This window comes from Psychroserpens damuponensis, assembly GCF_000826655.1.
Classification (GTDB): Bacteria; Bacteroidota; Bacteroidia; order Flavobacteriales; family Flavobacteriaceae; genus Psychroserpens; species Psychroserpens damuponensis.
The window spans coordinates 331366-345968 of record NZ_JXJO01000017.1 but is presented as its reverse complement, the minus strand read 5'-3'; the positions used below and the strand labels follow the sequence as shown (position 1 = coordinate 345968).

At 32.1% G+C, this 14603-nt stretch carries 12 protein-coding genes; 6 read left to right on the top strand and 6 right to left on the bottom strand.

The window, feature by feature from the left end:
- Positions 1-34: 34 nt before the first annotated feature.
- Positions 35-793, bottom strand: a complete 759-nt coding sequence (locus tag TD29_RS10350; protein WP_040280506.1) for an exodeoxyribonuclease III — start codon at positions 791-793, stop codon at positions 35-37.
- A gap of 111 nt (positions 794-904) precedes the next feature.
- Here TD29_RS10350 and TD29_RS10345 point away from each other — a divergent pair, with 111 nt between their 5' ends.
- From TD29_RS10345 to TD29_RS10335, 3 genes are all read left to right on the top strand, one after another.
- Positions 905-4315, top strand: a complete 3411-nt coding sequence (locus TD29_RS10345) for a hypothetical protein (RefSeq protein WP_040280505.1) — start codon at positions 905-907, stop codon at positions 4313-4315.
- A gap of 415 nt (positions 4316-4730) precedes the next feature.
- A complete protein-coding gene (locus TD29_RS10340) occupies positions 4731-5516 on the top strand; it encodes a hypothetical protein (protein WP_040280504.1) in 786 nt (261 codons plus the stop codon).
- Positions 5517-5618: 102 nt separating this feature from the next.
- Entirely contained in the window at positions 5619-6056 is a 438-nt protein-coding gene (locus tag TD29_RS10335) for a hypothetical protein (protein ID WP_040280502.1), read from the top strand.
- A gap of 120 nt (positions 6057-6176) precedes the next feature.
- Here the strand turns inward: TD29_RS10335 and TD29_RS10330 are convergent, their stop codons facing one another.
- Positions 6177-7715 (bottom strand): glycine--tRNA ligase, encoded by a 1539-nt coding sequence (locus TD29_RS10330; protein WP_040280501.1) that lies wholly within the window; start codon positions 7713-7715, stop codon positions 6177-6179.
- A gap of 75 nt (positions 7716-7790) precedes the next feature.
- On the bottom strand, positions 7791-8675 hold the full coding sequence (locus tag TD29_RS10325; protein WP_040280499.1) for a hypothetical protein: 885 nt from the start codon (positions 8673-8675) through the stop codon (positions 7791-7793).
- A gap of 69 nt (positions 8676-8744) precedes the next feature.
- Here TD29_RS10325 and TD29_RS10320 point away from each other — a divergent pair, with 69 nt between their 5' ends.
- Both TD29_RS10320 and TD29_RS10315 read left to right on the top strand, forming a co-directional pair.
- A complete protein-coding gene (locus TD29_RS10320; RefSeq protein ID WP_040280498.1) occupies positions 8745-9425 on the top strand; it encodes a ComF family protein in 681 nt (226 codons plus the stop codon).
- Between the two features lie 94 nt (positions 9426-9519).
- Complete coding sequence (locus TD29_RS10315) at positions 9520-11127, top strand: Ig-like domain-containing protein (RefSeq protein ID WP_040280497.1); 1608 nt, start codon at positions 9520-9522, stop codon at positions 11125-11127.
- Here TD29_RS10315 and TD29_RS10310 read toward each other — a convergent pair.
- From TD29_RS10310 to TD29_RS10300, 3 genes are all read right to left on the bottom strand, one after another.
- Entirely contained in the window at positions 11111-11893 is a 783-nt protein-coding gene (locus tag TD29_RS10310; protein ID WP_040280496.1) for an amidohydrolase, read from the bottom strand. The genes TD29_RS10315 and TD29_RS10310 overlap by 17 nt on opposite strands.
- A 102-nt stretch (positions 11894-11995) precedes the next feature.
- A complete protein-coding gene (locus TD29_RS17940; RefSeq protein ID WP_052467076.1) occupies positions 11996-12538 on the bottom strand; it encodes a BAR domain-containing protein in 543 nt (180 codons plus the stop codon).
- A gap of 64 nt (positions 12539-12602) precedes the next feature.
- Positions 12603-13745 carry a methionine aminotransferase gene (locus TD29_RS10300; RefSeq protein ID WP_040280495.1) on the bottom strand — a complete coding sequence of 381 codons (1143 nt, stop codon included), beginning with the start codon at positions 13743-13745 and terminating at the stop codon, positions 12603-12605.
- Positions 13746-13828: 83 nt separating this feature from the next.
- Here TD29_RS10300 and TD29_RS10295 point away from each other — a divergent pair, with 83 nt between their 5' ends.
- On the top strand, positions 13829-14596 hold the full coding sequence (locus TD29_RS10295; RefSeq protein WP_152611497.1) for a hypothetical protein: 768 nt from the start codon (positions 13829-13831) through the stop codon (positions 14594-14596).
- Positions 14597-14603: the final 7 nt, after the last annotated feature.

The window sequence follows — 14603 nt, the reverse complement described above, 5'->3', positions numbered from 1 at the left end:
TTTATTCTAATATTTTTTGCTAACTGTGAACTAACTATTCCATCTCTACTAAAATAGGACAATGATCGCTATGTACAGCTTCGGTAAGTATAACGCTTCGTTTGATATTATCTTGTATTGCTTCACTTACCATGGCATAATCTAATCGCCATCCTTTATTATTGGCACGAGAATTTGCTCTATAACTCCACCATGAGAATTCCTGTTTTTCTGGATGTAAATGTCTAAATGAGTCTATAAATCCGCTATCTATAAAATTCCCCAGCCATTCACGTTCTTCTGGTAAAAAACCAGATACACCTTTCATTTTAGGGTTATGAATATCAATTGCCTCATGACAAATATTATAATCGCCAAGTACAATGAGATTTGGGTGTTCTGCTCTCAAATCGTTCAAATACTGATGAATCATATTCATGTATTCAAATTTATGAGCCAAACGTGCATCGTTTGTTCCTGAAGGTAAATACATACTCATAACTGAAACTCCGTCAAAATCTGCTCTAATATTTCTACCTTCAAAATCCATTGATTCTATTCCTGTGCCATACTCCACATGCTTAGGTTCTATTTTACTTAAAATAGCGACACCACTGTAGCCTTTTTTTTGCGCACTAAACCAATAGTTGTATTTATATCCAGCATTTTCAATGGCTTCAATATCAACTTGCTCTTTCATAGCTTTGATTTCTTGAAGGCAAATCACATCAGGATTTGCACTTATAAGCCAATCAACAAAGCCTTTTTTCATTGCTGCTCTTATGCCATTAACGTTGTAGGAGATGATTTTCATAGTTGTATTTTAACATTTCAGCTAAAATAAATAATACTGTACTTTTACACGACTATTTTAAGGGCATTTTAACCATAAAATAATTTCTGCCTTTTAAAGTTAATATACTGAATGAAAATTGCTATTTCTCTTATTTGTTTTATGCTGTCCTTTTGTGCTTTTGCACAAGAGCCAACATCTAATTATAGAACAAAAAAAGTGGTGGTTAGAGATTCTGTTAAAATTGATACCGTAAGCATTAATTCTAGCTGGTTTTTTCTTAGAAAAACAAACCAAACATTAATAGATACATCCTTTTACAAGGTTGATTTTACTAAAGCTATATTAACGTTTAAGAAACCTATTGAAGTAGATTCTATAGAAATTTCCTATTTACGCTACCCAGATTTTTTAACGCGGAAATACGCTCAACTCGACAAAAAGATCATTGTAGAAAATACAGATAATTTACAGAGACTCTATAAACTCAATCAATCTAATATTCAGAAAAACTACACGCCATTTGGAGGTTTAAGCACATCGGGAAGTATTTCAAGAGGTGTTACGTTGGGAAACAACCAAAACTCAGTTTTAAATAGTGAGTTAGATTTACAAATTTCTGGGAAATTAAGTGATAAAGTCTCGCTGAGAGCATCAATACAAGATGCAAATATTCCGTTGCAAGAAAGTGGGTATTCACAACGCTTAGATGAATTTGATCAAGTATTTATAGAGCTTTTTAGTGACCGTTGGAATATAAGAGCAGGTGATATAGATTTAGCAAACACCAACAGTTATTTTGCCAATTTCACCAAACGAGTACAAGGGTTACAAGTGGCTGCAAATTTTGGAGATGACGACTCAAAAACTACACTTTTTGCATCTGGAGCTTTGGTGAGAGGCCAATTTACAACCAGCCAATTTACTGCACAAGAAGGTAACCAAGGTCCTTATAAATTGACAGGTCCCAATAATGAATTATTTGTTTTAATTGTGTCTGGCAGTGAAACCGTTTACGTCAATGGTCTCCCAATTGAGCGTGGCGAAAACAAAGATTATATCATAGATTACAACGCAGGAGAAATCATTTTTAATGCTACATATCCTATCACTTCGGAAATGAGAATTACCGTAGATTATCAGTTTAGTGAACGTAATTTCTCTCGATTTACCATTTTTGGAGGAGGTGCTTATGAATCTGAAAAATTAAAACTTGGCGTTTCTGTCTATTCTGAAGCAGATGCTAAAAACCAACCCTTACAGCAAAATCTTTCGGCAGAACAAGTAGAGATTTTATCTAACGCAGGTGATGATGAAACGCTAATGATTGCACCTTCAGATGTTTCCGAAGCCTACGATGAAAACCGAATTTTATATAAAAAAGAAATTATTGGAGGTATAGAACGTTTTGTGTTTTCAAATAATGAAGATGACGATTTGTTTAGTGTGCGTTTTACCTTGGTTGGTGCTAATCTTGGTAATTATGTGTTGATAAATAGTAACGCGATTGAAAACATTTTTGAATATGTAGATCCTATAAACGGTGTTCCGCAAGGAAATTATGAACCTATTGTTCGTTTAATTGCTCCTGAAAAATTACAAGTTGCCGTTGTTAATGGAAGCTATAAACCTACCGAAAAAACCGATGTGTTTTTTGAACTTTCGGGAAGTAAAAATGATGAAAATTTGTTTTCTAGTTTTGATGATGGTAATAATGATGGTTTTGCTGCCAAGCTTCGTGTTAATCAAAATATTATCAAATCTGATAGTCTTTGGAGTCTTAATGTTAATATTGACGCAGACATTATTAATAAGAATTATGAAACTATACAGCGTTTGTATAGAGCCGAATTTAATCGTGATTGGAATTTAGAAAACCCATTAGGTAATCAAGCTTTATTATCGTCTGGTTTAGAATTGGTACATCCTAAAAAAGGATTAGCATCGTATCAATTTGAGCATTTAAATTACTCTGAGAATTTTAATGGAAATAAACACAATGTCTTTGCTAATTTACAGTTTAAGGATATCAATATTTTTTCAAACTCCAGTATTTTAAATAATAAAAGTAGTCTCTCAACGTCAACATTTGTGCGTACTTTTAATCGTGTCACTTATAATTTTGCCAAGCAATGGGTTGGGACTAGAATCGCTTTAGAAGATAATGAGCAACGTGATAGGGAAACCGATTTGCTAACCAGCTTAAGTCAGCGTTTTAACTCCTACGAAGTATTTACGGGAATAGGAGACAGTACAGGCGTTTTTGTAGAAGTTGGTTATAAACATCGTGTTAATGACAGTTTGCGAGACAACCAAGTGAAGCGTGTTAATACCTCAAATACGTATTATATAAAGTCTAAAATTATTCAGAATAAAAACACAAATTTGGGCATTTATGCTAATTACCGAAAACTAAAAAATGAAGACGAAACCATAGAAGATGAAAATTCTTTAAATTCTAGATTGAATTTTAATCAGAAATTATGGAATAACCTCGTGCTTTTAAACACTGTTTTTGAAACTAATTCAGGAACTTTAGCGCAACAAGATTTTACCTATGTTGCTGTAGAACCTGGACAAGGTGCTTATACTTGGATTGATTATAATGACAACGGAATTCAAGAACTCAACGAGTTTGAAGTTGCTCAATTTACAGATGAAGGCGAATATATTAGAGTATTGCTACCCAATCAAGTGTTTGTAAAAACGCATCAAAATAGATTTAGTCAAACGGTGACTATTAATCCGCAACAATGGGCAGTTTCCGAAGAAAAAAGTAAGAAATTCTGGTCTCATTTTTACAATCAAACCTCTTATTTGGTAGATAGAAAAAATAGGAGAGAAGGCGAGGAGTTTGATTTAAATCCGTTTTCTACCTCTGAAGAGAATCAGCTTGCGCTAAACAAAAGTATTCGTAACGTATTGTTTTTTAATAGAGGGAAACAAAAGTATACAACTTCATATACGTATTTGGCAAATACCAATAGAACGACTTTATCTATAGGGTTTCAAGAAAATTCTATTGAAAGTCATCAATTACAGTTTAATCATAAATTTTGGACCAATTGGCTTCTTAATTTACAATCTAGTTTTGAAATCAATGAAAGTTTAAGCGAGAACTTTTCATCACGTAATTACAATCTTGACGAGATAAGATTTCAACCTAAATTATCATATCTTTTTAGTGAAAATGCACGTTTTGATGTGTTTTATCAATACACTTCAAAAGATAATACTATTGGCAGTATGGAGCAATTGTTGCAAAATAATTACGGATTGTCATTTACCTTTAACAAGGCAAATAAAATGGCATTAACAGGAGAAGTTAACTTTTTTAAAAACGAATTTACAGGTAATGCAAATACACCTGTGTCTTATCAAATATTAGAAGGTTTACAGCCAGGAAATAACTTTACTTGGAGTTTATTGGCTCAAAGAAAACTGACTAAATTCTTGGATTTAAACTTTAATTACTTCGGAAGAAAAACAGAAACCAGCAAAACAATTCATACAGGAACTGTGCAATTGAAGGCTTATTTTTAGTGTGTTCAGCGTAGGCTATACTTGTATACTGCGGAAAAACCGTAATTCAAAACCGTTTTAAGCCAAATTTTAACAAACGCTTTAATATATATTTGTAGTATATATTCTATATTTGCAAATAATTCTCCCTCGCTTGAAAGTTGATTTTGATTAATAGCAAATCATCAAATATTAATTTATACTATTTTATACACTTCTGAAAAATTATTTTAAACTTATCCTATTTGCTTTAGGACTCTTCCTTTTCACTTTTAGTTGTGAAAAAGATGATAATCTAAAACCTGATGAAACTACTAGTAAAAATATAAACGAAATTAGTATCACTATTAATAATTGGCCTCACATTAAAGCTGAAAAACCAAAACTATCTCAACGCATAGAAGAAATTAACCTCCCAAAGCGTTCATCCAGATTTATGACTTCCTCTATTTATGGATTTACAATTGATGATTCTAAAGTACAAATTATAGAACAAGAGGGTTTTACCACCTATACTTTTTTTGCTTTTAGAGAGCAAACAGATTTACTGGATTACAGCATCTTAGAAAATTATGTATATAAAGAATTTGCAGATGGAAGCTATTCGCAATTCTTGATATCCTACGTAAATTGTGTTATTCAAGAAAATGGAGTTATTAATTGTGATGATACTGGTCAAACCATTATAACTATTAGTGATGATGATTTAATGCATGGTAGAGGATGCGAACCTGAGTTTATTGATTTGGCGACTACTATAGTTTGTTATGATGTCCCTTGCACTGGAGGCGATAATCACGTACTAGGAGACGAAGATTACAGTAGTTGTGCTTTAGTTTTAGTCCATGAGTCAATACATGCTGAACTTTTAGAAAGGTGTATACAGTTAGGAATTATAACTAGTGCTGGATATGGTGCTAGTAACTGGCAAGTTTTATTTAATTTTTCTAATGGACAAATAATTCAATCTGATTTAGGTGATATATTGTTTGCAACTCTAGTTGATCAATACAGTTCATATAATGGTGGGCCATTAAATTCCAATTGGCAACATGACATGTTTAATGTACTTGGTTATAGGGATAGAATAATAGAGGATCTAAACTCTTACCATTTATTACTGGATGATCCTCTAAACCCTTTTGAAAATCACTTAAATAATAATGGTATTTTAATATTAGTATGTCAGAATATTTTGAATTATTTGCGTGGAAAGGTTTAGCTGGAACAATTGCTTTTTCCAATTTGACACCTACTGAATTTACTAAGTTAAATTTAATAAATAATTTAACTGCTCAATTTTATAACGATAATTGTAATTAATATGAAACATTTTATTTATTTGTTAATGATATTATTTAATTTCTCCTTTTGTCAGGGACAAAGTGAAGAACCTACATATTTATTATATGAGAAAGATATGAGGATAGAAAATACTAATAATCGAGTTTTGTTAAGCTTTGGTTTACAGGCTAGTGACGGTAGAGACTGCATATATAATTTTGAGTTAGATAACTTGTCAAAAGATTTTGAGTATTTGGAATTTGAAGAAATGAAAGATGAATTATTGAATTTTGATTACAAAACAAATACTATTTTAAAGTTGGATGAGCTTTCTAAGTATGACTTTTGTGATTTGCAAATTTTATTAGCTGATACAAAGCCTTTATTTTTATTAAAGAAAGTTAATGGGAAACTATATAAATATAGATTGGTATTTATGAGTTCTCAAAGAGGCTGGAGTAGAGTTGATACTAATTAATTTTTGAAGATAAAAAACTCCCAAATCGTTTAGATTTGGGAGTTTTTAAATTCTTGATACTTCGACACTTCGACTACGCTCAGTGCAGGCAAGCTCAGCACGAGCGAAAAAATAATTGAATTACATTTTCTGTAACCAATGCTTAACATCCACTTCTTTTTTGATAATATCTTTTAAGTCTTCAATCTTAACGCGTTGCTGCTCCATGGTATCACGATGACGAATGGTTACTGTATTGTCTTCTAAAGTGTCATGATCTACAGTGATACAAAATGGTGTACCGTTAGCATCTTGTCTTCTGTAACGTCTTCCTACAGCATCCTTTTCATCGTAAGTGACATTGAAATCCCATTTTAAATCGTCTAAAATTTGTTTTGCCACTTCTGGTAAGCCATCTTTTTTAACCAATGGTAAAATTGCGGCTTTTGTTGGTGCTATAACTGCTGGTAATCTTAAAACGGTTCTGGTTGTATTGTTTTCTAATTCTTCTTCAACTAAAGCATTAGAGAATACAGCCAAAAACATACGATCTAAACCAATAGAGGTTTCTAAGACGTAAGGTGTGTAATTTTCTTTGTCTTCATGATCAAAATACTGTAACTTCTTACCAGAAAATTCCTCATGTTGTTTTAAATCAAAATCTGTACGTGAGTGGATTCCTTCTAGTTCTTTAAACCCAAATGGGAATTTAAATTCTATATCTGTAGCAGCATCTGCATAATGTGCTAATTTTTCATGATCATGAAAACGGTAATTGTCTTGACCCATACCTAAAGATAAGTGCCATTTCATTCTAGTTTCTTTCCAGTGTTCAAACCATTCTTTTTGAGTACCTGGTTTGATGAAAAACTGCATTTCCATTTGTTCAAACTCACGCATTCTAAAGATAAATTGTCTTGCTACGATTTCATTTCTAAAAGCTTTTCCTGTTTGAGCAATCCCAAAAGGAATCTTCATGCGTCCCGTTTTTTGAACGTTTAAAAAGTTAACAAAAATACCTTGAGCAGTTTCTGGACGTAAGTATAAATCCATTGCGCTTTCTGCGCTGGCTCCTAACTTAGTACCAAACATTAAATTAAATTGTTTGACTTCTGTCCAGTTTTTAGAGCCTGTTAGTGGATCTGCAATTTCTAATTCTTCAATTAGCGCTTTTACATCTGCCAAATCTTCTTTTTCTAAAGATTGACCTAAACGTTTTAGAATGGTATCTATTTTTTCTTGGTAGCCTACAACTCTTCCGTTGGTGCTTACAAACTCTTCTTTATTAAAAGCGTCTCCAAAGCGTTTTTCGGCTTTTTTAACTTCCTTATCTATCTTGTTTTCAATTTTAGCACAATAGTCTTCTACTAAAACATCTGCACGATAGCGTTTTTTAGAATCCTTATTATCAATTAAAGGATCATTAAAAGCATCTACGTGACCAGAGGCTTTCCAGGTTGTTGGGTGCATCAAAATTGCAGCATCAATACCTACAATATTGTCATTCATTTGTACCATGGCTTTCCACCAGTAGTCACGAATGTTTTTTTTGAGTTCTACTCCATTTTGAGCATAATCGTAAACTGCGCTTAATCCGTCGTAAATTTCACTACTTTGAAATACGTAACCATACTCCTTTGCGTGCGAGAGTACTTTTTTAAATTGATCTTCGTTTGCCATACTGCAAAAATAAAAAACCGCTCCAATAAATTGTGCGGTTTTTAATAAATTATAAGGTTGATTTTAAACTATTTTTTAATTCAATTTTACTTCTGTACTTCCTAGTCTTCTGTCTTTGTGAAAAATAGAGATGTAATACATTCCTTTTTCAAACGGTTTATCATTTACATCACTATCGACATCAATACAAACTTCTACAACTTCATTATTGTAGTTTATGATTTCTTTAGCGCTGTAAATAAGGCTTGAGTTTCCAAAATTCACAGAGCCTTTGTCTGCAACCACATTATTTCTAGGATTTAAAATTTGTATGTAGAGTTCTTTTTCTCCGGCTTCTGTTAAAGCGTTTTCAGCAAGAATAAAACATACTTCAATACTTTCTACTTTTTTAGCTTTGTTGCTTGATGCTTTAGCTCCAAATAGGTTTTCAAAACCTTCTGCTTTAAAAGAATTGGCAGTTAATAATGCGCCTTTTTCTATACTTTTATTTAAGTTTTTGTTTTGTTGAAGTAAGGTTGAATTCTCGTTTTGCTGTTTGCGCAATTCACTGTAAGCAAGCAGTTTTTCTCTTTCTAAACCTTTATTAACTTCGTCTAAAGAGTCTATAGTATTGAATAAAACCTTATTTTTAAGTTTTATGTTAAAGAGTTGTTGTTTGAATTTTGCAAGTATAGAAAGATCGCTACGTACCATTTTAAGAGAATCCAAAGTTAGTATGGTTGCTCGTTTAGCGTCTTCCAGTTTGGAAGTAATCAGATCATTGGAAATTGAAACGTCATCATAGCGTGTGATCATTTGGGACAATTCACTTTCAACTAGCTTCTTTTCTTGTTCTAAAAATTGCTGATGCGATGCAATGGATTTGTAACTTGTAAAACTGTAAACAGTTAAAGCTGCAACGGCAATAATTAAAGAACCAATAATTAATCTGTAGTTAAATAATTGAGGGTTAACTATCATTATTAATTTCGTTATTTAATCGTGCGAAACTAAAGAATATGTTAGCAATAAATAATTTTAATCGTTGAAATGATAAAAAACTTGTTAAACTTGTTTTTTCCTGAAGCTTGTAATGCTTGTGGCAATCATTTATCTGATAATGAACAACAAATTTGCACACATTGTAGACATAATTTGCCACTAACAAATTTTCATGATGATCCTGATAATGCTGTTCATAAAATACTCTATGGAAGGGTGAAATTAGAACAGGCCACTGCATTACTTCATTTTTCTAAAAAAGGTATTGTACAACAACTCATGCATAATCTCAAATATAAAGGCCATGAAGAAATTGGTCAATTTTTGGGAGAATGGCTAGGTGAAGAATTGAAGACGATTAAAGGCTACTCAAACATAGATGTCGTTATACCTGTGCCATTACATAAAAAGAAACTCAAATCTAGAGGTTTCAATCAAGTTGATAAATTTGGTATTGCAATAGCAAAGGCTTTAAATGCAGACTATAATACGTCGGTTTTAATAAAAACTACGCATACTAAAACACAAGTTTTTAAAGATAGATTAAAACGAAATTCGAGAATTCACACCAATTTTAAAATTGTAAATGGAGATAGTTTACAAAATAAACATATTCTTATTGTAGACGATATTATTACTACAGGAGCTACAATAGAAGATTGTGCCAATGTATTATTAGATATTAAAGGGATTACACTAAGTTTGGCTACAATGTCAATTACAGATTAATTCTAGCAACCTTTTAAATCTAAGGTTAAACTGATATTAAATTGTTTTGAAGATACATAGGTTTATTGTTAATTTGTTGAAATTAGAAGTACACATGCGTAAACACATTTTACAAAGTTTAGTTATACTTATTATTTTGTCGCTAGTAATAAGTTGCGCCAATAGAGGCACACCTTCTGGAGGAGACAAAGATGTAGATGCACCTGTGATTATAAAATCTTTGCCAGAGAATATGACGACTAATTTTAAAGGCAAGGAAATTAAAATTTATTTTGACGAATATGTTAAAATTAATAACCTTCAAAAACAACTCATTGTTTCTCCACCAATGGATCCAGAGCCAACAGTAACTCCTCTAGGTACAGCAAGCAAATACGTTACTATTATTATAAATGACACCTTAGCAGATAATACTACATATGCGTTTAATTTTGGACAAAGTATTGTAGATAATAATGAAGAAAACCCTTACGATTATTATAGATACGTGTTTTCTACAGGAGATTATATCGATTCACTATCTGTAAAAGGCCAAATTTTAGATGCCGAAAATAGAATTCCCGAAGAATTTGTTTCTGTCATGTTATATGAGAAAGATTCTACGTATACAGATTCTATTGTGTATAAAAGCAAACCCAAATACATTACCAATACATTAGATAGTCTCACCACTTTCAGTATAGATAACATTAAACCTGGAACCTATAAATTGGTTGCTTTAAAAGACGATAATGGGAACTTCACATTTCAGCAAGACAAAGATAAAATAGGGTTTTATGAAGGTTTTATTACCGCTCCAACAGATTCTCTTTTTACGATAAAATTATTTAAAGAAACTCTTAATTTTGATGCTAAAAAACCGCGTCAAGCTGCTGGTCAAAAAATAGGATTTGGCTATGAAGGAGATTATAAAACAATGGCAATTGAGTTGTTAGATAATAAACCAGAGGGATTTACAACCGTAATTACAAAAGATCCCAAGGCAGATACTTTATATTATTGGTATAAACCAAAGTTAGCATTAGATTCTACACAATTTATTGTTAGAAATAAAACGTTTATTGATACCCTAAAACACAGGTTTAGATCTATAGATAAAGATTCTTTAACCATAAATATGCTATCGCCATCAACATTAGGTTTTAATGATGATGTGCAAATTACTGGGTCAATACCTTTTACGAAATTTAATGAAAAACAAATTCAAATTTTAGATAGAGATTCAGTGATTGTACCATTTAAAACAACATTCAATACCATTGATAATTTGTATAGTTTACAATTTGAGAAGCAAGAAAAACAGCAGTATAATATGACGATGTTACCAGGAGCTATTGAGGATTTCTTCGGAAATGTAAATGATACACTTAAATTCGCTGCTAAAACAAAATTATACTCAGACTATTCTAACATTAGAATAACGTTAAGAAACATGACCTATCCTGCAATTGTTCAACTCATAACAGATAAAGATGAGGTTAAATATGAGCAATTTGCTACAGAAGACCGTTTGTTTGATTTTAGAAACCTAACACCAGGAAATTACTTCTTAAGAGTGGTTTTTGATACTAACGGAAACCAAAAATGGGATTCTGGAAATTATTTAGAACAACGACAAGCCGAGCGCATAAGCTACAAAACCGAAATTATTGAAGCTAGAGCTAATTGGGATCCTGTAGAAACGTTTACGCTTTTAGACTAAACGAATCTCTATCGTTTAAAAATCCAAGTTTTGCTCTATATTTAGAAATGTGCTCTTTTTTAAGTGTTACAATTTCTGTAACTTCTTTACTTGGTGTAATGGTATCTATACGTTCACCAAGCACATCATATGCTGCAGAGTTACCAGAATAGTCATAGTTGTTTGCATCTAATCCAACACGATTAACTCCAATACAATAACTCATGTTTTCTATAGCACGCGCTTTTAATAAGGCATCCCAAGCACCAACCCTTATTTTTGGCCAATTAGCAACATATAGTAAAACATCATAATCTGTTGTGTTTCTTGCCCAAACAGGAAAACGAAGATCATAACATACCAAAGGACAAATTTTCCAACCTAAATATTGAACCATCAAAATATCTGATCCAGCACTGTAATATTTGTGTTCACCTGCTAAAGTAAACGTGTGTTTTTTGTCGTAATGTTTAATTTTACCATCGGGAAATACAAATAGTAGCCGGTTGAAATAGGTGTTATTTTCTTTAATAACCACGCTGCCTGTAATTGCTGCTTGTTTTATAGCTGCTAATTTTTGCATCCAAGAAACGGTATCTCCTGTCATGGTTTCTGCAACTAGATCTGGCTGCATTGTAAATCCAGAAGTAAACATTTCGGGAAGTATAATAAGATCAACAGGTTCTAAAATGGCACTAATTTTACTAGCGAAATTAATTCTATTTTGCTCTGGATTTTCCCAAGCCAAATTTGATTGTATAAGCGCAACTTGTAATTCTTTTTGCATGTCTTAAAATTACAAATTTTAAAATGTATTCAACAAAAAAATCCATTTTAGTAGTTTAAAACCTACTACAATGGATTCTAATGGTTTGAGCCTAAGTTTTTTTTAGATTTTATTTTTAGCTTTACTTATAGATTTTTGCAGTTTTTCTAATTTATCAAGCCATTTTGTGTTATCCTCAGGAGATAATTTTCCTTTACTTTTAAGCTTTTCATATTTTTTCTGCGCAGCATCAAGTTTTTTATTTGCCTTGTCTAAATTAGCTTGAGCTTTCTTTTGTTTTTTTAATTCCTTTTCGGCCTTTTTTTGAGCTTTTTCAGCTTTTTTCTTCTCTTTTTCGAGTTTTTTGGCTTCTTTTTCGGTTTTTGTAATGTTTTTTTGCTTTGCCTTTTCAAGTTTTTCAGCCTCTTTTTTAGCTTTTTCTTTTGCTTTTTCGGCAATTGCTGTTGTTGCTAGTTTCTCATTAATTAAACGAGCAGATTCTAAAATAGAAGCCGTTTCTTCGATACTTAATGTTTCAGTAACATCTTTGCCATCTAAGAAAATTTTGTCTTTTTTAACGTCGTAAGTTTTTCCGTCTTTTTGTACTTCTTGAGCATGCATTGTGATACTAAAAACTAACACTAAAAGTGTGATAATATATTTCATAAATTTATTTTATTGGTTCTATTTATAAGACACAAGTGCTACTGTAAAGTCACTTATAATTACGTTAAATTCTGTTCAATATATCTGCAGCCATTTTTAATGTGTCTCCTGTTTTAGCAAAACAAAAGCGAAGTACTTTGTCATCTCTTTCATGGGTATTAAATACTGATAAAGGAATAGAGGCAATACCTTTTTCTACAGTAAGCCGTTTTGCAAAATCTGTATCTTTTTCCGAAGTAATATCCGAAAAATCTAACACTTGAAAATACGTTCCTTTTGAAGGTGTCCATGTAAATCTAGAATCCTTGATAAGCTTTAAAAAGGTATCGCGTTTATCTTGATAAAAGCTAGATAAAGTTTGATAATGACTATGCTCAGCTAAATAATCTGCCAATCCTTTTTGTGTTGGGTGGTGCACAGAGAATACATTAAATTGATGTACGTTTCTAAAGGCCTCCATTAATTCTTTTGGAGCACAAGTATAACCCACTTTCCAGCCTGTATTATGAAATGTTTTTCCAAATGATGCCGTTATAAAACTACGTGCTTTTAGCTGCTTAAATAAGCAGACACTTTGGTGTTGCGCACCATCAAAAATAATATGCTCATAAACTTCATCACTCAAAATGATAATGTTTGTGTTGTTGGTGAGCTCTTGTAATTTAAGAAGATCTGTTTGGCATAAGGTCGTTCCGCTAGGATTGTGAGGCGTATTTATGATAATCATTTTAGTGTGGTCATTAATAGCTTGCTCGACAAGGTTCCAATCTATATTATAACTTGGTGCTTTAAGCGGTATTGTAATTGGTTTTCCTCCATTTAATGTTATAGCAGGTTCGTAACAATCGTATGCTGGTTTAAAAATAATGACCTCATCACCAGGTCTTACAAACGTTGAAATAATTGTAAAAATGGCCTGAGTAGCACCAGCAGTTACTGTGATTTCGACCTCTGGATGGTAAGATGTGTTGTAAAGTAATTCAAATTTTTTAGCAATGGCTTTGCGTAATTCTAGATTACCAGCCATTGGTGCATATTGATTATAGCCAGAATTCATAGCTTTTGAAACTGCATCAATCAATTTCTGATCACTTTTGAAATTTGGGAAACCTTGAGATAAATTAATCGCATTGTGCTTATTTGCTAAAGCACTCATGACACTAAATATCGAAGTTTCGACATTGTTAAGTTTTGGAGATATTTGCATCTTGTAAAGATAATAATTAATAGAAAAAAGAGTTGTAGTGCTAGAATCAAACGCTACCAACTATCAACAATTACTATCTTATCGTGTTCGTTTTATTATTTTCATGCCATAGATCTGCGGAAAAGAGCAAGATCGAAGAGCAGGCTAAAATAGGCGTTATTGAAGCTATAGAAATTCCGGTTGCACCTATGGAGCCTTCTCTAGATTCTATAAAACTGAATCTTAACTTTAAGCCAAAAGAAAATTACCAAACTATTCTAAATACCATCGCAACCGATAGAGCTTATTTTAAAGCGCTATACCAAACACATCCTGCAAAAGCGATTGATAGTGCTTCTCACTACTTATATTCAAAATTACTAAATGATATTGTACCTCATTGGTATGGGACCGAATGGGATTTTAATGGGCACACCAACATACCAAATGATGGCGACATTGCTTGTGGTTATTTTGTGTCAACAACCTTAAAACATTTTGGTTTTAATCTAAATCGTTACAAAATGGCGCAGCAAGCAGGACTCACTGAAGCCAGAATGCTGCAAGCAAATGCAAAACTAAAAACGTTTAGAAATTTGAGCTTTGAAAATTTAAAAATCAAAATTAACTCTGTTTATAAGGATGGAATTTACTTTGTAGGTTTAGACAATCACGTAGGTTATGTTGTAATAAAAGACAAAGAACTTTATTTTTTACATTCTAGCTATTGCGATGATAAAGTGGTGATAGAATTGGCAGAAAGATCACCTTGCTTTACTTCAAATATTTATGTTTTTGCCGAAATATCAACTAATAACGATTTGGTTAAAAACTGGATCTTCAATACGCGTTTGAACGTGCCGATAAATTAAATTTATT

What these genes read in the sequence shown, in the direction of transcription:
- TD29_RS10310 (WP_040280496.1), bottom strand. Translation starts at nt 11,893, where the DNA reads ATGCAAAAAGAATTACAAGTTGCGCTTATACAATCAAATTTGGCTTGG.
- TD29_RS10315 (WP_040280497.1), top strand. Translation starts at nt 9,520, where the DNA reads ATGCGTAAACACATTTTACAAAGTTTAGTTATACTTATTATTTTGTCG.
- TD29_RS10330 (WP_040280501.1), bottom strand. Translation starts at nt 7,715, where the DNA reads ATGGCAAACGAAGATCAATTTAAAAAAGTACTCTCGCACGCAAAGGAG.
- TD29_RS10300 (WP_040280495.1), bottom strand. Translation starts at nt 13,745, where the DNA reads ATGCAAATATCTCCAAAACTTAACAATGTCGAAACTTCGATATTTAGT.
- TD29_RS10350 (WP_040280506.1), bottom strand. Translation starts at nt 793, where the DNA reads ATGAAAATCATCTCCTACAACGTTAATGGCATAAGAGCAGCAATGAAA.
- TD29_RS10320 (WP_040280498.1), top strand. Translation starts at nt 8,745, where the DNA reads ATGATAAAAAACTTGTTAAACTTGTTTTTTCCTGAAGCTTGTAATGCT.
- TD29_RS17940 (WP_052467076.1), bottom strand. Translation starts at nt 12,538, where the DNA reads ATGAAATATATTATCACACTTTTAGTGTTAGTTTTTAGTATCACAATG.
- TD29_RS10325 (WP_040280499.1), bottom strand. Translation starts at nt 8,675, where the DNA reads ATGATAGTTAACCCTCAATTATTTAACTACAGATTAATTATTGGTTCT.
- TD29_RS10345 (WP_040280505.1), top strand. Translation starts at nt 905, where the DNA reads ATGAAAATTGCTATTTCTCTTATTTGTTTTATGCTGTCCTTTTGTGCT.
- TD29_RS10340 (WP_040280504.1), top strand. Translation starts at nt 4,731, where the DNA reads ATGACTTCCTCTATTTATGGATTTACAATTGATGATTCTAAAGTACAA.
- TD29_RS10335 (WP_040280502.1), top strand. Translation starts at nt 5,619, where the DNA reads ATGAAACATTTTATTTATTTGTTAATGATATTATTTAATTTCTCCTTT.